The 17,707-nt window shown below is 72.6% G+C and carries 13 protein-coding genes; all 13 read right to left on the reverse strand.

What is annotated here, in order from left to right:
* Positions 1-10: 10 nt before the first annotated feature.
* Entirely contained in the window at positions 11-2,755 is a 2,745-nt protein-coding gene (locus tag ABGB05_RS15265) for a PQQ-dependent sugar dehydrogenase (RefSeq protein ID WP_347654147.1), read from the reverse strand.
* Positions 2,756-3,266: 511 nt separating this feature from the next.
* Complete coding sequence (locus ABGB05_RS15270) at positions 3,267-4,334, reverse strand: polyprenyl synthetase family protein (RefSeq protein WP_347653979.1); 1,068 nt, start codon at positions 4,332-4,334, stop codon at positions 3,267-3,269.
* Positions 4,331-5,734, reverse strand: a complete 1,404-nt coding sequence (locus ABGB05_RS15275) for a nucleotide pyrophosphatase/phosphodiesterase family protein (RefSeq protein ID WP_347653981.1) — start codon at positions 5,732-5,734, stop codon at positions 4,331-4,333. The genes ABGB05_RS15270 and ABGB05_RS15275 overlap by 4 nt, the downstream gene beginning before the upstream one ends.
* Entirely contained in the window at positions 5,734-7,008 is a 1,275-nt protein-coding gene (gene eboE / locus ABGB05_RS15280) for a metabolite traffic protein EboE (protein WP_347653982.1), read from the reverse strand. Before eboE ends, ABGB05_RS15275 begins: the two co-directional genes overlap by 1 nt.
* A complete protein-coding gene (locus ABGB05_RS15285; RefSeq protein ID WP_347653983.1) occupies positions 7,008-7,931 on the reverse strand; it encodes a TatD family hydrolase in 924 nt (307 codons plus the stop codon). The genes eboE and ABGB05_RS15285 overlap by 1 nt, the downstream gene beginning before the upstream one ends.
* Positions 7,931-8,596, reverse strand: coding sequence for an EboA domain-containing protein (locus ABGB05_RS15290; RefSeq protein WP_347653984.1), 666 nt, complete (start codon positions 8,594-8,596; stop codon positions 7,931-7,933). The genes ABGB05_RS15285 and ABGB05_RS15290 overlap by 1 nt, the downstream gene beginning before the upstream one ends.
* Before the next feature lie 65 nt (positions 8,597-8,661).
* On the reverse strand, positions 8,662-9,588 hold the full coding sequence (locus ABGB05_RS15295) for a sugar phosphate isomerase/epimerase family protein (protein ID WP_347653986.1): 927 nt from the start codon (positions 9,586-9,588) through the stop codon (positions 8,662-8,664).
* Positions 9,585-10,505, reverse strand: a complete 921-nt coding sequence (locus ABGB05_RS15300; RefSeq protein WP_347653988.1) for an SCO3242 family prenyltransferase — start codon at positions 10,503-10,505, stop codon at positions 9,585-9,587. Before ABGB05_RS15300 ends, ABGB05_RS15295 begins: the two co-directional genes overlap by 4 nt.
* The gene (locus ABGB05_RS15305) at positions 10,489-11,769 is read right to left on the reverse strand and encodes an inositol-3-phosphate synthase (RefSeq protein ID WP_347653989.1); all 1,281 of its coding nucleotides are present in this window, start codon (positions 11,767-11,769) and stop codon (positions 10,489-10,491) included. The genes ABGB05_RS15300 and ABGB05_RS15305 overlap by 17 nt, the downstream gene beginning before the upstream one ends.
* Before the next feature lie 797 nt (positions 11,770-12,566).
* Positions 12,567-13,751, reverse strand: coding sequence for a Gfo/Idh/MocA family oxidoreductase (locus tag ABGB05_RS15310; RefSeq protein WP_347654148.1), 1,185 nt, complete (start codon positions 13,749-13,751; stop codon positions 12,567-12,569).
* Positions 13,752-13,805: 54 nt separating this feature from the next.
* Complete coding sequence (locus ABGB05_RS15315; protein ID WP_347653991.1) at positions 13,806-14,882, reverse strand: substrate-binding domain-containing protein; 1,077 nt, start codon at positions 14,880-14,882, stop codon at positions 13,806-13,808.
* Positions 14,883-14,930: 48 nt separating this feature from the next.
* Entirely contained in the window at positions 14,931-16,058 is a 1,128-nt protein-coding gene (locus ABGB05_RS15320) for an ABC transporter permease (protein WP_347653993.1), read from the reverse strand.
* Between the two features lie 99 nt (positions 16,059-16,157).
* On the reverse strand, positions 16,158-17,702 hold the full coding sequence (locus ABGB05_RS15325) for a sugar ABC transporter ATP-binding protein (protein WP_347654149.1): 1,545 nt from the start codon (positions 17,700-17,702) through the stop codon (positions 16,158-16,160).
* Between the last annotated feature and the right edge of the window lie 5 nt (positions 17,703-17,707).

Genomic DNA, 17,707 nt, shown 5'->3' on the forward strand with positions numbered 1-17,707 from the left:
TCCCGACCGGTCAGGGCAGGGTCCAGCGCTGGTTGGCGGCGCCGGCTATGCATTCCCAGAGGTGGACGTCCTGGCCGTTGGCGGAGCTGTTGTTGGAGACGTCCAGGCACTTGCCCGACGACGGGTTGCGGAGGGTGCCGTCGGACTGTGGGGCCCAGTTCTGGGCGGCGGTGCCGTTGCAGGTCCAAAGCTGGATCTTGGTGCCGTTGGCGGTGCCGGCACCGTTGACGTCCAGGCACTTGCCGAGCGTACGCAGGGTCTGCCCGTTGCGGGTCCAGGTTTGGTGGGTCGAGCCCGTACAGCTCCAGATCTGCGCCTGCGCACCGTCGGCGGTGTTGCCACCGTCGATCTCCAGGCACTTGCTGGCCAGGCCGACGATCGGCCCGGTGCCTGTTCCGGTCGAACTGCCGGTGTTGAGGGTGAAGGCGTCCAGGTCGTAGAGGTGACCGGTGCCGGAGCCGGCGAAGGTCAGGTAGAGCGTGGTGGTGCCGGACGGCGGGTTGCTGATGGTGCCGGAGACGGTGGTGAAGGTGTCCCAGGCGCCGGTGACCGGTACGGCGGCGCTGCCGAGCACCGTGCCGGTGGCCGAGCCGGCCCGGATCTGGAGGGTGCCGCCGGAGCCGGCCGAGGAGACCCGGGCGGTGAACCCGTTGACGTTGTTCAGCCGGTACGGCTGGAACCCGATCCAGTCGCCACTGTTGATGTCACCCACCGTGTACCCGCCCTCGGCGGGCGTCTTGGCGTACCTGGTGATGCCGGAGGAGGTCTCGTAGTGTTCCGCCTGCCGGTGCTTCGGCGCGAGTTCGGCCTGGTTGCGGGTGGTCAGTCCGCCGTTGTCGGTGTACTGGGCGTCGAAGACCGGGAAGATGTTCGCCGCGTCGTCGTGCTCGCCGTCCACCGGGATGGTGATGCTGCCGGTGCAGCCGTTGGCTGAGGTGATCTCGTGGGCGTGACTGTCGTGACCGAGCAGGTAGGTCATCTTGACCCGGGAGCAGTCGACCGTGCCGTCCTCGGGGTCGGTGACGGTGATCTGGAACGGCACCGTCTCACCGAAGTCCACAACCTGCCCGGAGGCCGGGGCGGTGATGGTGACCGTCGGCGCGGTGTTGCCGACGTTGATCGGCACGCTGGCGCTGCCGGTCGCGCCGGCCGGATCCCGTACGGTCAGGGTCGCCGTGTACTGCCCGTTCGTGGTGTACGTCTTCGTCGGGTTGGCCGCCGTGGACGTGGTGCCGTCACCGAAGCTCCAGGAGTACGTCAGCGCGCCGCCCTCCGGGTCGGTCGAGCCAGCCGAGGAGAAGGTCACGGTCAGCGGTGCCGCTCCGGAGGTCGGGGTGGCGCTGGCCATCGCGATCGGGGCCCGGTTGCCGCCGCCGACGTAGTCGAACCGGTAGACCGCCGAGTTGGCGTCCCCGCTGCCCCAGCCTGCGCCGTAGTCGAGCACGTAGTAGGCACCGTCCGGGCCGAACGCCGAGTCCATCACCTGCTTGCCGGTCCACGGGAAGGTGTCGATGGCGCCCCGGGTGCCGTCGGCGTTCACGTGGATGGGCTTGATCCAGCCACGGCCGAACTCGGTGGCGAAGAACTGGCCGTCGAACGAGGAGGGAAACTTGGTAGGCGACGGGTTGTTGGCGTCGTACCGGTAGACCGGGCCGGCGTGCGGCGACTCGGAGCCGCTGCCGAACTCCGACGGGCTGCCGGCGTCACCGGCGTACCTGATCCAGGCCGGCTGCGCCGGCGGCAGGGTGGTCTGGCCGGTGTTGCGGAACGAGTTGTTGGTCGGGCCGCCGGTGCAGTTGTACTTCGCCGCGCTGGGGCCGCTCGGGAAGGTGTACTCGTTGTAGGTCTCCGCGCTGGTGTTCGTCCCGGTGCAGTACGGCCAGCCGTAGTTGCCGGGGGCGGGGACCCGGTTGAACTCGACCTGGCCGCTGGGTCCGCGGCTGGAGTTGGTCGAGCCGGCGTCCGGGCCGTAGTCGGAGACGTAGACGACCCCGGTGGCCCGGTCGACGCTGAGCCGGAACGGGTTGCGGAAGCCCATGGCGTAGATCTCCGGCCGGGTGTTCGGGGTCCCCGGTGCGAACATGTTCCCGGCCGGGATCGAGTACGTCCCGTTCGAGTTCACCTTGATCCGCAGGATCTTGCCCCGCAGGTCGTTGGTGTTGCCGGCGGACCGCTGCGCGTCGTACGCCGGGTAGCGGTTGGTCCGCTCGTCGAGCGGGGAGTAGCCGGACGACTCGAACGGGTTGCTGTCGTCTCCGGTGGAGAGATAGAGGTTGCCGGCCGCGTCGAAGTCGATGTCACCGCCGACGTGGCAGCACATGCCCCGGTCGGCGGCCACGTCGAGCACCGCCACCTGGCTGCTCATGTTGACCGTGTAGTCGGCGTTCAGGGTGAACCGGGACAACCGGTTGACTCCGCTGAACGGCGCGAACTGCGCCGCCGTGCCGGTGGCCGGCGCGTCACCGCCGGGCGTGGACAGTGGCGGTGCGTAGTAGAGGTAGATGTGCCGGTTGCTGGCGAAGTTCGGGTCCACCCCGACGCCCTGCAACCCTTCCTCGTCGTGGGTGTAGACCGGGATCGTCGCGATCACCGAGGTGTTGCCGGCGGCGTCGGTCCGGCGCAACGTGCCGTTGCGGGCGGTGTGCAGGACCGAGCGGTCCGGCAGCACCGCCAGTGACATCGGTTCGCCCAGTTCGGCGACGCCCCGGGCCAGGGTCACCTGCTGGAAGTCGGCCGGATTGATCGTGTGCGCCATGGCCGGGCTGGCCGGGACGACCACCGCCGGTACGGCGGTGGCCACCAGCAGCGCGGCCCCGGTGATCCAGGCCCGGCGCCTCGTCGCGTGGGCCGGACCGACCTGGCGGGAGCCGGGCGATGGGGGTTGGTGGTGTGGAGACATGGTCGTGCACTCCCGTCCTGAACAGGTATGTACAGGCAGGGCGCTCGCCGTCGCGCCAGATGCCGTCGGGGTGGGGCTCGGCCGGAGGGGTCGCCGTACCCGCCAGGCCTCGACCGTCGACCGGTGTGGACGCACCGGTACGCCGATCACCGTCGTGGGCTGACCGCGCCGTCGGTAACCTCGACGTCATACGAATGAGCTTTGCTCGACACACTAATTTCGATGTGTTGATGTGTCCATACCTTCTGCCGCGCCAACATGAACTTCTGTCAACGTGGAAAAAAGTTATGGCAAAGCTGATCAACTAGTCGCCGTGCGCTGTTCCCGATCACCTCGGTACGCCCTACCACGCGCCGCCGGACCAGGGTTATCCGTGCCGCTCCACGGCCTCGGCGGCCAGCGCGGCAAGCACCGAGGCGGCCTCGTCGCTGATCGGCGCGTCAGCCAGCGCGGTCAGCGCGGCGTCGGTCCGTACCTTGATCATCTGCTCGATCCGGTCCAGCGCGCCGGTGCCGACGATGATCGCCCGCAACTCGGCCGCGCCCTCCGGGTCGAGCTCCGGATTGCCGAACAGCTCCTTCAACCGCTGCGCCTGGGCCCGGTCGGCACCACCCCGGGCCAGCGCCATCATCACCGTCGGCTTTCCCTCGCGCAGGTCGTCCAGAATGGACTTTCCGGTCAGCGCCGGATCGCCGAAGACCCCGAGCACGTCGTCGCGCAGCTGGAACGCGTCACCGAGCGGGTCGCCGAAGGCGGCCAACGCGGCCAGCAGCTCCGGCGACCCGGCGGCCAGCGCCGCGCCGATCTGCAACGGCCGGGTCACCGTGTAGCGGGCCGCCTTCATCCGGATCACGGTCAGCGCGCTCGCCACCGACCCGTCCCCGACCCCGGAGACCAGGTCCAGGTACTGCCCGGCGATCACCTCGGTCCGCATCGTCGCGAAGACGCCGTAGCCCTGGTGCACCTGTTCCGGGGAGAGCCCACTCTCGTGGAACAACTGGTCGGCCCAGGCCGCGCAGAGGTCACCGCAGAGCAGCGCGGTGCTGCGCCCGTACGACGCCGGATCGCCCCGCCAGGCGGACCGGGCGTGCAGGTCGGCGAAGAGCCGGTGCACCGACGGCTCACCCCGGCGCTGGTCACTGCCGTCCATGATGTCGTCGTGGATCAGCGCGAACGCGTGGAACAGCTCCAACGCGGCGGCGGCGGCCACGATCGGCGTACCGTCCGCGCCGCCGGCACCCCGCCAGCCCCAGTAGCAGAAGAGCGGGCGGAGCCGCTTGCCGCCGACCAGCACGAACCGGCGCAGCGTGGTGAAGACCCCGCGCGGTGCGCCGTCCGGCCAGTCCGGGTCCTGACGGTCCAGGAACGCCCCGAGCTGGTCGTCGAAGCGCTTCCGCAGCGCCCCGAGATCCGCCGCCGGCACCGTCGCGGTCACGACCGCTCACCGGTCGCCCCGGCCAGGCCGGCCAGGGTGAGCAGCAACCCCTTGACCTCGGTCGCCTGGTAGCGGTCCCGGGCCGGACCGGGCTGCGAACAGAGCAGCACCGGACCGTCCTGCGGATCGGTGGGCAGCCGGCCGTGTGACCCGCGTACCGCCCGGGCCCCGGCGTCCAACCCGACCACGCTCATCAGGTAGCGCATGCCGAGTTTCTTGCGGGCCAGCGCCACCGCCGCCCGGCGCTTCGCCGCACCCGGGTCGGCCGGGTCGAAGAAGAGCTCCGCCGGGTCGTAGCCGGGTTTGCGGTGGATCTCCACCAGCCGGGCGAAGTCCGGTGCCCGGTTGTCGTCCAGCCAGTAGTAGTAGGTGAACCAGGCGTCCGGCTCGGCGACCAGGACCAGCTCGCCGGCGCGTTCGTGGTCCAACCCGTACCCGGCCTTGCCGGCCTCGTCCAACACCTCGGCCACCCCGGGCAGCCCGGCGCAGAGCTTCGCCACCGTTGGTACGTCGGCCGGGTCCTTCACGTACACGTGCGCCACCTGGTGGTCGGCGACCGCGAACGCCCGGGACGTCCACGGGTCCAGGTACTCCATGCCGTCCTGGGTGTAGACCCGGAGCAGCCCTTCGGCGCGGAGCAGCCGGTTCACGTCCACCGGCCGGGACGCTTCGGTGATGCCGTACTCGGAGAGCACCACCACGGTCCGGTGCGAGGCGGCGGCGGCCTCCAGCAGCGGACCGAGCACCTCGTCCAGCTCGGCGGCGGCGGCCGACGCCTGTGGCGACGACGGACCGTACCGTTGCAGGTCGTAGTCGAGGTGCGGGACGTAGACCAGGGTCAGGTCCGGGTTCTTCTCCGTCATGATCTGCTCGGCGGCCCGGCAGATCCACCGCGACGACGGCAGCCCCGCCCCCGGTCCCCAGTACGTGAACAGCGGGAACCCGCCCAACCGGCCGGTCAGCTCGTCGTGCAGTTCCGGCGGGTCGGTGTAGCAGTCCGGTTCCTTGCGGCCGTCGGCGTAGTAGATCGGCCGGGGCGTCACCGTCCAGTTGACGTCGGCGCCCATCGCGTACCACCAGCAGACGTTCGCCACCGTGTAGTCCGGTCGCTGCCGGCGGGCGGCCTGCCAGACCTTCTCCCCGCCCATCAGCGCGTGGTGCTGCCGCCAGAGGAACACCTCGCCGAGGTCCCGGAAGTACCAGCCGTTGCCGACGATGCCGTGCTCGGCCGGCGGCACACCGGTGAGCATCGTCGCCTGCGCCGAGCAGGTCACCGCCGGCAGCACGGTGCCGAGTTCGGCCCGGAACCCGGTGTCGGCGACCGCGCGCAGCCGGGGCATGTGCGCGAGCAGCCGAGGGGTCAGCCCGACCACGTCGAGCACGAGCAGTGGATCCGCCATCACGCCTCCTCACCTGGGGTGGCCGGAACCGTGGCCGGCCGGGGAGAACCTGGGTCGGGGTCCGGGCCACGGCCGGCCCGGGGGACGCCGCCGTCGGACCGGGAGATGTCGGCCAGGCCCAGCGCGGTCAGCTCGGCGCGGGCGAAGGCCAGTTCGGCGGCGATCCCGTCGGCCAGCTCCGCGTCCGAGCCCGGTCGCCGCGCCGCCGGCAACACCCCCCAGGTGTACGTCTCGACGTCCAGGTGGTCGCAGCCGGCGACCGGCCCGGCGAACAGCTCCCGCAACGCGGTACGCAGCACCGGCACCGTGGACTCCAGCGGCGGCTCGGGGACGGCGTGCAGCGGCACGTGGTAGTGCACTCGCCAGGCGCCCGGCAGCCCGGCGTCCAGCGCCTCGTCGAGGTCGTCGGCGGCGTGTGCCGGGTCGGCCGGATCGGCCGCCCGTCCGCACGGTTCGGCCCGGGTCTGGTGCAGGAAGCGGGGTTCGACGTACCCGCGCAGGGTCGGCGCGGCCGCGACCGGGTCGGCGGCGGCCAACGCGGCGGAGACCTGGACCTTCACCACCGGCAGCCCGGCGGCGGCCAGCCGGGCCAGCGCCGCCGCCGGCTCCTCCCAGGCGCAGGCCAGGTGGGCCAGGTCGAGACAGACGCCGAGCCGGTCGGTGTCGATCCCGGCCAGCAGGGCGGCGGCCTGGGTGCTGGACTCGACCACGCAGCCCGGCTCCGGTTCGAAACCGACCCGGACCGCCCGGCCGGTCCGCCAGGCCAGCTCGGTCAGCCCGTCGGCCAGTTCGGCGAGCACCCGGCTCGCCTGCCCGGCCCGCCCGGTGTCCCACGGCTCGCGCCAGGCCAGCGGCAGGGTGGAGATCGAGCCTCGGACCGCGTCGTCGGGCAGCAGGTCGAGCAGCACGGTGGCCAGGTTCAGGGTGTAGACCAGCCGCTCCCGGGTGGTCCAGTCCGGCAGGTAGACCGCCTTCTTCACCACCGGCGCCTGGAACGCCCGGTAGGGGAACCCGTTCAGGGTCACCACCTCCAGGCCGCGTGCCGCCAGTTCGGCGCGCAGCCGTCGCCGGGCCTGCGGGTCGGCGGCGAGCCCGGCCGCCACCGGCGCGGCCAGCCACAACCCCAACCCGAGTACGTCGACGTCGAGCCGCCGCCGCACCTGTGCCGCGTACGTGTCGAGCTGTGCCGTCACCCCGGCCAGGTCCTCGGCCGGGTGCACGTTGGTGCAGTAGCTCAGGTGGACCGTCTGTCCGTCGGCGTGCCGCAACCGCATCAGCTGCCACCCCGCAGAATCGAGTTACCGGCGAACGTCGGCACCGGCCCCGCCGCGCCCACCGGCTCCGCCGCCCCCACCGGCACGACCGTCCCGGGCTCCACCGTCCCGGGCTCCGCCGTCTCCGGCCGCGGCAGTTCCAGCCGGCCGGACTGGCCGTAGAACTCCGCCGGGTTGCGCCAGAGCACCCGGTCGACGTCGTCCTCGGTGAACCCGGCGGCCAGCATCGCCTCCCCGGTGGCCCGGGTCAGCAGCGGATCCGACCTGCCCCAGTCGGCGGCCGAGTTGACAAGCATCCGCTCGGTGCCGTACGTGCGCAGCAGCTCGACCATCCGGGACGGGGACATCTTGGTCTCCGGATAGATGGAGAAGCCGAGCCAGCAGCCGGTGTCCCGGACCAGCGGCGTGGTCACCTCGTTCAGGTGGTCGATCACCACCCGACCCGGTTCGAGACCGGACTCGGCGACCACCGCCAGGGTCCGTTCGGTGCCCCGGGCCTTGTCCCGGTGCGGGGTGTGCACCAGGGCCGGCAGGTCGTACTCGACCGCGAGGGCGAGCTGGGCGGCGAAGACCTCGTCCTCCTCCGGGGTCATCGAGTCGTAGCCGACCTCGCCGACCGCCACCACCCCGTCCTTGTCCAGGTAGCGGGGCAGCAGGTCGAGCACCTCCCGGCAGCGCGGGTCGTTCGCCTCCTTCGGGTTGAGCGCGATGGTGGCGAAGTGTCGGATGCCGAACTGGCTGGCCCGGAACGGCTCCCAGCCGATCAGCGAGTCGAAGTAGTCGACGAACGACGCGGCGCTGGTCCTCGGCTGGCCGAGCCAGAACGCCGGCTCCACCAGGGCGCGTACCCCGGCCGCGGCCATCCGTTCGTAGTCGTCGGTGGTCCGCGAGGTCATGTGGATGTGCGGGTCGAAGATCCTCATCACGCCTCCTCCGCGCCCGCCCCGGCCGGGGTCCCCGGCCGGTCGGACACACTCAGTCGGTCCAGCAGTCCGGTCGCGTCGGCCGGCATCTCCCGTCCGGCGGCCCGGCGTTCCTCGGCGAGGCCGGCGAGCATCACGGCCAGTTCGGCGTCGGCCCGCTCGTCGAGCCGGTGCACCACCGACAGCGGGATCCCGGTGAAGACACACTTGAGCACCGCCTGCCGCCAGGCGGGCTGGTCGAGGCGGTCGGCGTACCGGCCGAGGGCGGCGGCGACCAGCCGGGTGTCGTTGGTCCGGATCGCGTCGTGCAGCAGCGGCACCCCGGCGTCCCCGACCGGCAGCAGCGGCAGGGCGCGCAGCACCGCCCGTTTCTCGGCCGCGTCGCCGTACCGGTAGCCGGCCTCGACCTGACCGGGCAGCGCGGCCGGCGGCAGCGCGGCGAGCAACAGCACCCGGGCCGCCTCGTCGGCGGTCCAGTCCGGCAGCCCGGGCAGTGGGCTCCGGCCGCACCGGCGGCCGGCCGCCGCGAAGAGCCGGCCGAACGCGCCCGGGTCGGCCGCGACCCGGTCCAGCGCGCCGGTCAGCCAGTCCCGGTCGCTTCCGCCCTCCTCCGGTACGGCGGACAGCGCCGCCCGCAGGTGTTCCAGTTCCCGTTCCGGTTCCATCGGTCCTCCCCAGCCAGTCGTGCGTTGGTGGATGGTGGTCGCGATCCCCCCGGTGAAAGCTCCGTTCAGTCCGGCGCGCCGGCCCCGCTCCCCCGACCCGGCGGGATGGTGACGGCCGTGGCGCCCCCGGTCGTGGCGGCGGCTTCGGCGGCGCGCAGGAACCTGATCGAGTGCGCCGCCACCGACGGCGCGGCGTGCGAGTGCCGGGGCAGTTCGACGGCGACCAGTCCGGCGTACCCGGCCTCGGCCAGCGCGGCCAGCACCGGCGGGAAGTCGATCTCCCCGGTGCCGAATTCCAGGTGCTCGTGCACCCCCCGGCGCATGTCGTCGATCTGTACGTTGACCAGGTGCCCGGCCACCTCGGTCACGCACTGCGGCACCGGCAGCGGCTCCAGGCAACGGCAGTGTCCGATGTCGAGGGTGATGCCGAAGTGCGGCGGTGCGCCGAGCGCGTCGCGCAGCCCCCGCCAGTCGGCGATGGTGGCGACCAGCATCCCGGGCTCCGGTTCGAAGCCGAGCACCACCCCGGCGGCGTCGGCGACCCCGACCAGTTCGGCGCAGCCGGCCACCAGCCGGTCCCGGGCGGTCGCCGGGTCGACATCGGCCGGCCGTACCCCGGACCAGAAGGAGACCGCCTCGGCGCCGAGGTCGGCGCCGATCGCGACGGCCCGGCGGAGGAACTCGATCCGGAGGGTGTTGTTCTCGTGCAGCAGCGTCGGCGCGTGCTTGTGCGCCGGGTCGAGCAGGTAGCGGGCCCCGGTCTCGATCACCACCCCGAGGCCGAGCTCGGCCAGCCGCCGGCCGACCGCCGCCACCCGGGCCGCGAGTTGCGGGGCGAACGGATCCAGGTGGTCGTGGTCCAGGGTCAGCGCGACCCCCTGGTAGCCGAGATCGGCGATGACCCGCAGCGCGTCGTCCAGCCGGTGGTTGGCGAATCCGTTGGTGCCGTAGCCGAACCGCAGCCCGGGTACGGCGGGGACGGTGCCGGTCACGTCGGGGAGACCTTCCGGGCGAGCCGTCGGCCGAGCGGTGCGGCGGCGGCCACCGCCACCCCGAGCAGTGCCGCTCCGGCCCGGGCGACCAGTGCGCCCTGCAGCGCGGGCAGTCCGGTGATGCCGGCGCCGACCGCCGCCCGGACCCGGGACGCCTGCGGATCGGCGGCCACCCGGGCCTGTGCGGCGCCGTACTGCAGGCCGTACCAGCCGGCGAGCGCGGCCGGCACCACGGCCCGCCAACCGGCGAGCGCCGCCGGCACGAACGACCGGCGGCCGGTCCCCCGGTCCTGGGTGCACCGCTCGCCGGCGCGGCGACCGGCCGCCGCGGCGGCGGCGACCACGGCGGTGCCGGCCAGGGTTGCCGCCGGCAGGGCCCGGGACGCGCCGGAGACCTCCCGCCGGGAGAGTTCGGTGACCGTGTACGTGTGCGCGGCGACGGTCAGCGCCGCCGGCACGGCCCGGACCGTACGCCCCTGGCTAGCCCCGAGCAGCACGTCCAGTCCCCGGCAGGCGGCCATCAGCGCCGGACCGGCGGCGGTGTTCTTGGCCCGCAGGTCGTACGCCCAGACCGCGCCGGCCAGCGGCACCGCGACCGCCAGCGCCCGACGCCCTCCGGTCAGGCCGGCCAGCGCCACGCCGGCGGCGGTGAGCCCGGCAGAGACGCCGAGGGCGACCCCGGGTGAGACCCGTCCGCTGGGGATCGGCCGCTCCGGTCGCTCCCGGGCGTCGAGTTCCCGGTCCGCCCAGTCGTTGGCGGCCATCCCGGCCCAGTAGAGCAGCACCGACGCCCCGGCCAGCCCGGGTACCCGACGGTCCAGTGCGTCGGCGGCGGCGGCCCCGGCCACCACGTCGCCGGGTACCGAGAGCGCGGCCGGTGCCCGGACGAGTTGGGCCAGGTCAGCGAGGGAGGGCATGCCGGACCTCCTCGGCCTCTCCGGCACCGCCCGCCGCGCCGCCCGTCGGGTTCGGGCCTGCTGGCCGCACGCCGGACGCGTCCGGGTCGGGCGGGGCTGTCGGGGGTGTCGGGGGTGTCGGTCCGGTGGGGGCGGGGGCCAGTCCGCGGGCGAATCCGCAGAGGGTCGCCCACTGCTCGGCGAGCCCGTGTGGAGTCTCCCCGAGCGGATCCTTGAAGAAGAAGGCCAGTTCGGTCAGCGGCCCGGTACGGCCGGCCCGGTGCGCGGCGGCGGTCAGCCGGGCGAGATCGAGCACCAGCGGCGCGGCCAGCGACGAGTCACAGCCGTGCCAGGTGAACTCCATCCGCATCGGGGTGCCGAGGAAGCCGGAGAAGGTGACCAGGTCCCAGGCGGTCTTGAAGTCGCCGAGGTCGTCGAGGTACTCGATCCGGGTGTTGCCCTGCGGCACGTACCCCAGGGTCTCGCCGAGCACCCGCTGCTTGCTGGCCGTCTTGGCCGCGTTCGCCGCCGGTTCGGCGAGGTTGGCGCCGTCGCCGCCGCCGAGCAGGTTCACCCCGGACCAGCTGCGCACCTGGAGGTGACGCATCGCGAACATCGGGGCCAGCACCGACTTGACCAGCGTCTCACCGGTCTTGCCGTCGTGTCCGGCGTACGGCACGCCGGCCCGTTCCGCCAGTTCGGCGAGGGCGGGCAGCCGGGCGCCCGTCGACGGAGTGAAATCCACATAGGAGCAGCCGGTGGCGAAGGCGGCGTACGCGTACGCCGCACTGGGCGGCAGCGGACTGCCCTCGGCCAGTGCCCGGTCCAGGACGGCGAGGTCGGTGTGCCCGGGGTGCGGGGCCGGGACCGGTTCGGTCGAGGAGACGTTCACCACCACCACCCGGTCCAGCCGGTGACGGTCCCGGAAGCGGCTCAGGTCGGCGCCGATCGCCTCGATCGCCGCGGCCTGAGGGGTGGCGGTCGGGGCCGGGCGCAGCTCCGCCTCGACCGTGCCGAGTTCCTCGGTCAGCGCGGCGACCAGCCGGGCCGGCAGCACGCCCGCGTCAGCCAGTGACTCGGCCTTCTTCAGCAGTGGGGTGGTGGCCACGTCGTGCCCGCCGAAGACCAGGTCGGTCAGGGCCGGAAGGTCCGCGCCGCGTAACGCCGGCAGTTCGGTCACGCAGCCGGTCGGTTCGGCGAGCCCGGCCCGTAGGGCGAGCGCCCCGACCACACTGGTCACCGCCACCGAACCACGCCCACCCACCAGCCAGACACCCGTACGCATCAGTGCTCCTCCCTCCGGTGCCGGCTCGGCTCCTACGCCGACCGGGGGCGTACGACGACGAATCCGCGCATATGCTCGGATCCGTTCGTCGAATCCGCCTATCGGGACATCCTGCCGCCTTGTCGAGTGAAAAGCGCCCCGTCCGCCCGACCGTCCCGGTGTGGCATCCCGCGCAGCGCCGGAGTCGGCGGCACCGGCGTTACGCGGATCCGTGACCGTGCGGGCGGACGGGGCTTCGGTAGGCAGGGCCGGTCGGCGTCGCGGTCCTGCCTCCCCCGTTCCCGGTGCGACCGGCCGGCACGGGTGCCGGCTCCGATCGCGATCTCACTGTGCAGTTGTGCCAGTACCGTCCACCGTGGAGTGCCGGTGGCCGGCGAAGTCGTCGGACGGACGCCGCCGGTCGGGCCGGCGGTGTCGGTTCTGCGGGCCGGCCGTCGTCCGGTCGGCTGGTCTGGGGGCCGGCCGAAGCCGGCTGATCGGTCTGCGGGCCGGCCGTCGTCCGGTCGGCTGGTGCGGTTCCGGCGTCCGGCACGACCGGGGAATCCCGGTCCGGCCGCACCGGACGGCCGTGTTACCTGCGTACGCGGCCCGTCCGGAGTGGTTCCGGCGCGACGCGTACACCCTCCGGACCGACCTCCATCCGCTCGCGGGGCGCAACCGCGACCGGACCCTCGCCGATCGGACCGGAAAGCTCTCGGGCCGGGTTCCCGACCGGAGTCGGGCACCCGCGCGGGTGGGCACTGGGCTCCGACGGTGCCGGCCTCAGCCCGGGACGGGCACCGGCACCGTCGGAGTTGTCAGGCGGAGACCGGGTCGGCGACCGGCTCCACCTCGGTCCAGGACGAACCGGATTCGGCTGAACGCGCCACCGCGTCCAGCACCAGCTGGACCTGGAGGGCGTCGGCGAAGGACGGGGCCGGGTCCGACCCGTTGGCGACCGCCAGCAGGAAGTCCCGTACCTCGTGGGTGAACGAGTGCTCGTAGCCGATGATGTGACCCGGCGGCCACCACGCCGACATGTACGGGTGGTCGCCCTCGGTCACCAGGATCCGCCGGAAGCCCTGCTCCGCCCCGGGTTCCGAGGCGTCGAAGAACTCCAGCTCGTTGAGGCGCTCGAGGTCGAAGGCGACCGAGCCGAGCGAACCGTTGATCTCGACCCGCAACCCGTTGCGCCGACCGGTGGCGAACCGGGTGGCCTCGTACGTCGCCAGGGCACCACCGTCGAGCCGGGCCACGAAGATCGCGGCGTCGTCGACGGTGACCTGGCCGGTGGCCGGGGCGGCCCCGTTGGCGCCGTCGGCCGAGGCGGCCAGTCCGCTGGACTCGGCCGGCAGCGGACGCTCCTTGACGAACGTCTCGGTGACCGCGCTGACCCCGGCGATCCGCTGCCCGGTGACGTACTGGGTCAGGTCGATGATGTGGGCGCCGATGTCGCCGAGCGCCCCGGAACCCGCCTTGTCCTTCTGCAGCCGCCAGACCAGCGGGAACTGCGGGTCGACGATCCAGTCCTGCAGGTAGACCGCGCGGACGTGCCGGATCTCCCCGAGTCGACCGGAGGCGACGAGCTCGCGCATCAGGGTGACCGCGGGCACCCGGCGGTAGTTGAACCCGCACATCGCCCGTACCCCCGACGCCTGCGCCCGGGCCGCGGCGGCGACCATGGCGCGGGCCTCGTCGACCGTGTTGGCCAGCGGCTTCTCGCACAGCACGTGCTTGCCCGCCGCCAGCGCCGCGATCGCGATCTCGGCGTGGCTGTCACCCGGCGTACAGACGTCGACGATGTCGATGTCGTCCCGGCTGATCAGGTCACGCCAGTCGGTGGTGTGCGCCGCCCAGCCGAGCCGGTCGGCCGCGTCCGCGACCTTCCCGGCGTCCCGGCCGCAGATCAGCGACATCCGGGCGCGTACCGGCAGGTCGAAGACGCGGTTCACGGTGCGCCACGCCTGCGAGTGCGCGGCGCCCATGAACGCGTAGCCGACCATGCCGACCCGCAGTTCCTTTTCTTCCCTGGACAAGGTGGGTCTCCCCCCGGTGTATCAGAACCCGAGCTTGCTGTACGCGCTCGCGTTCTCCTTGGTGATGGTCTCCGAAGCCAACGTGATCTCCTTCGGGACCTGCAGTTCGACCAGGTCGGACATGCCGCGACCCTGGCCGATGAGCCGGGCCAGCGAGATGGCCGACGAGGCCATGGACGGGCTGTAGGTGACGGTCGCCTTCAGCACGCTGTTGTCGGCGGCGATCGCGTCGATGGCGGCCTTGGAGCCGGCGCCGCCGACCATGATGAACTCGGACCGGTTCGCCTGCTGGATCGCGGCGAGCACGCCGATGCCCTGGTCGTCGTCGTGGTTCCAGACCGCGTCCAGCTTCGGCTCCGCCCGCAGCAGCTGGGACGCCTCGACCTGGCCCGTGTCGGCGGTGAACCGGGCGGCCCGCCGGTTCTTCACCTTGAAGCCGTACACCGCCAGTTCGGCGGCGAAGCCGGCGGACCGCTCCTGGGTCAGCTCGAGTTCGTCCATGCCGGCGATCTCGCCGATGATCGGGTTGGCGATCCCCTTCGCCTTCATCTGCTCGCCGATGTAGCGGCCGGCGGCCACGCCCATGCCGTAGTTGTCGCCCTTGATCTGCAACCGGTAGGCCAGCGCGTCCGGGAACGCCCGGTCGAGGTTGACCACCGGGACACCGGCCTTCATCGCCTCCAGACCGGCGGCGTTCAGCTCCTTGCCGTCGTGCGGCAGCATCACGATCACGTCGGGCTTCTGCGAGATCAGGGTGCTCAGCGCGGCCCGCTGGGCGGCGGCGTCGGCGCCGGCCTGGACGGTGCGGAACTCGACGTCGGAGTAGACCTTCGCCTGCGCCTCGGCGTTGCGGGTGATGGCGGCGAGCCAGCCGTGGTCGGCGGCCGGGGCGGAGAAGCCGATGACCACCCGCTTGCCCGGGGAGGCGTTCGGGTTGGCCCCGGCGTCGGCCTCCTTCACCTGCTCGTTCCCGGTCGGGCCGGTTTCGTTGCTGGTGCAGGCGGTGAGCAGGGCGCCGGCGCCGACGGCGGCCCCGCCGAGGAGCAGTCGGCGACGGGACAGGTCGCGCACGGGCCGGAGCGGATCGTGCTGGGTCATGACGACCTCCTGTTATCAGTGTTGCGGTGGGGGTGGGTGGGGGACGGATCAGCTCGTCGAACTGAGCCGGTTACGGGCGAAGAACTGGGTGAGGGACTTGAACCGGAACTGCTGGACCAGTACGGCGGCGACGATGATGCCGCCCTTGACCATGTTCTGGGCCTCGGGGGAGAGGTCGTTGAGCGCGAACAGGTTGGTGATGGTGGCGAAGATGACCACACCCAGCAGAGCGCCGACGACACTTCCCCGGCCACCGCTGAGCAGGGTCCCACCGATGATCGCCGCGGCGATCGCGTCGAGTTCGTAGAGGTTCGCCATCGCCGCCTGGGCCGAGTTCGCCTGGGCGGTCAGCATCACCGCGCCGATGCCGCAGCAGAGGCCGGAAAGCGTGTAGAGCAGCACGGTGTGCACGCGTACGTTGATGCCGGCCAGCCGGGCCGCCTCGGGGTTGCCGCCGACCGCGACCGTACGGCGGCCGAAGGTGGTGCGGTTGAGCAGCACCCAGCCGGCCGCGACGACCGTGACGAGGATGATGACCAGCACCGGGATCCCGAGCACACTCTCGCTGGCGATGCCGTTGATGGTCTGGTTGGTGGAGACCTGGGTCTGCTTGTCGGAGATCTCGGCGGCCAGACCCCGGGCCGCGACCAGCATCGCCAGGGTGGCGATGAACGGCACCAGCCGGCCGTACGAGATCAGCAGGCCGTTGACCAGGCCGACGCAGGTACCCACGACAACCGCCGTGAAGATCATTCCGCCCGCGCCGAACTGTTGGGTGGCGACGGTTGTCGACCAGACCCCGGCCAACGCGATGATCGCGCCGACCGAGAGGTCGATGCCACCACCGATGATCACGAAGGTCATCCCGACGGTCACCACGCCGACCGCCGAGGCCAGTTTCAGGATGGTCATCATGTTGCCGCCGACCCAGCCCAGGTCGCCGTAGAGGTCGGGGCGGGTGATCATCCCGATGACGATCAGCACCACCAGCACCCCGATCAGGGCCAGGTTGCGCCGGGCCGACTCGCCGGCCTCACCGCGCCACCAGCTCAGCCAGCTCACCGGGCCGGGACCCTTCCGGGCCCCGGAGTCGACGCTCCCGGTCGGCGCCGGCGAGACCGGCGCCGACTGGGCCGGCACCGTCGCCGGCGCGGCGGTTTCCGTACGCTCGCTCATGCCGCCTCCTCGCTTCGCTCGCCGACGTACCGGGGCGTGCGGTCGAGCCGACCCGTCCGCCCGTTCACGCCGTCACCCCGGACGACTCCCACGCTGCCCTCATGCTGGTGCGCCCTCCATCAACGACCCCGCCATCACGAGGTCGAGCACCCTGTCCTCGTCGAGGTCGCCGGCCGGCGCCTCGTGCACGACCCGGCCCTCCCGCATCACCAGGACGCGGTCGGCCAGACCGAGCACCTCCGGCACCTCGCTGGAGACCAGCAGCACGCCGACCCCCTCGTCGGCCAGTGCCCGGATCACCTGGTACAGCTCCGCCCGGGCGCCGACGTCGACGCCCCGGGTCGGTTCGTCGAGCAGCAGCAGCCGGGTGTCCCCGAGCAGCCAGCGTCCGACCACGACCTTCTGCTGGTTGCCGCCGGAGAGTGTCCGGACCGGACGGTGCACGTCCCGGGGCCGCAGTTCGAGCCGGTCGGCGATGGCCGCCGCCTCGCCCCGCTCCCGGCCGGCGTTGGTGAAGCCGAACCGGGCCCAGCGGGTGAAGGTGGCGAGCGTGACGTTGCGGTAGATCGGCTCGCCGAGCAGCAGCGCCTGGCTCTTGCGCTCCTCGGGCGCCAGGCCGAGCCCGGCCCGGACCGCGGCGCTGACACTGCCGGCGCGCAGGTTCCGGCCGCCGACCGTGACCGTGCCGGCGTCCGCCCGCCGGGCGCCGAAGATTGTTTCCAGGAGTTCGGAGCGCCCGGAGCCGACCAGGCCGGCGATGCCGACGACCTCGCCGGCGCGCACGGTCAGCGAGACGTCGGCGAACTCGCCCTCCCGGCTCAGCCGGAGGACCTGGAGCAGATCCTCCCCCGGCTTGTCGCCGGGGGTCCGCTCCGGGAAGACGTACTCGATGGACCGGCCGGTCATCCGGCTGACCAGGTCGCGGGTCGGGGTGGTCCGGGCCGGCAGGTTCGCCGCCGTGGTCCGGCCGTCCTTGAGTACGGTGACCCGGTCGCCGATCTCGCGGATCTCCTCCAGCCGGTGCGAGATGTAGATGACCGCGATGCCCTGCGCGGTCAGTTCCCGGATGATCCGGAACAGGTTCCCCACCTCGTCGTGCGCGAGCACCGCGCTCGGCTCGTCCATGATGATCAGCCGCGCCTCGTGGGACAGTGCCCGGGCCATGCTGACCACCTGCTTGCCGGCGGCCGGCAGGGACCGCACCATCCGCCGGGGTGGGATCTCCGGATGTCCGAGCCGGCCCAGGATCTCCCGGGTACGTCGGGCCATCCCGCCGCGCCGGACGAAGCCGAGCCGGCGCGGCTCGTGGCCGAGGAAGGCGTTCTCCGCCACCGACAGGTCCTCGACCAGGTCGAGTTCCTGGTAGATGGTGGCGATCCCGGCCCGCATCGCGGCCTGCGGGTTGGCGAAGGTGACCGGCTGCCCGAGCCACTCGACCTGGCCCGAGTCGGGCCGGTGCGCCCCGGAAAGGACCTTGATCAGGGTCGACTTGCCGGCACCGTTCTGCCCCAGCAGGCAGTGCACCTCGCCGGCCCGCACCTCCAGCTGCACGCCGTCCAGTGCCCGTACGCCGGGGAAGGTCTTCACCACGTCGGTGAGCCGCAGGACAACCTCGCCCGGCTCCGCTGTCGTGTCCTCGGTCATGGCCT

This window comes from Plantactinospora sp. B5E13, assembly GCF_039871775.1.
GTDB lineage: Bacteria > Actinomycetota > Actinomycetes > Mycobacteriales > Micromonosporaceae > Plantactinospora.

Excerpts from the sequence above, each read along its gene's own strand:
- ABGB05_RS15265 (WP_347654147.1), bottom strand. The coding sequence starts at position 2,755 with ATGGCGCACACGATCAATCCGGCCGACTTCCAGCAGGTGACCCTGGCC.
- ABGB05_RS15275 (WP_347653981.1), bottom strand. The coding sequence starts at position 5,734 with ATGGCGGATCCACTGCTCGTGCTCGACGTGGTCGGGCTGACCCCTCGG.
- eboE (WP_347653982.1), bottom strand. The coding sequence starts at position 7,008 with ATGCGGTTGCGGCACGCCGACGGACAGACGGTCCACCTGAGCTACTGC.
- ABGB05_RS15285 (WP_347653983.1), bottom strand. The coding sequence starts at position 7,931 with ATGAGGATCTTCGACCCGCACATCCACATGACCTCGCGGACCACCGAC.
- ABGB05_RS15290 (WP_347653984.1), bottom strand. The coding sequence starts at position 8,596 with ATGGAACCGGAACGGGAACTGGAACACCTGCGGGCGGCGCTGTCCGCC.
- ABGB05_RS15300 (WP_347653988.1), bottom strand. The coding sequence starts at position 10,505 with ATGCCCTCCCTCGCTGACCTGGCCCAACTCGTCCGGGCACCGGCCGCG.
- ABGB05_RS15305 (WP_347653989.1), bottom strand. The coding sequence starts at position 11,769 with ATGCGTACGGGTGTCTGGCTGGTGGGTGGGCGTGGTTCGGTGGCGGTG.
- ABGB05_RS15310 (WP_347654148.1), bottom strand. The coding sequence starts at position 13,751 with ATGGTCGGCTACGCGTTCATGGGCGCCGCGCACTCGCAGGCGTGGCGC.
- ABGB05_RS15315 (WP_347653991.1), bottom strand. The coding sequence starts at position 14,882 with ATGACCCAGCACGATCCGCTCCGGCCCGTGCGCGACCTGTCCCGTCGC.
- ABGB05_RS15320 (WP_347653993.1), bottom strand. The coding sequence starts at position 16,058 with ATGAGCGAGCGTACGGAAACCGCCGCGCCGGCGACGGTGCCGGCCCAG.
- ABGB05_RS15325 (WP_347654149.1), bottom strand. The coding sequence starts at position 17,702 with ATGACCGAGGACACGACAGCGGAGCCGGGCGAGGTTGTCCTGCGGCTC.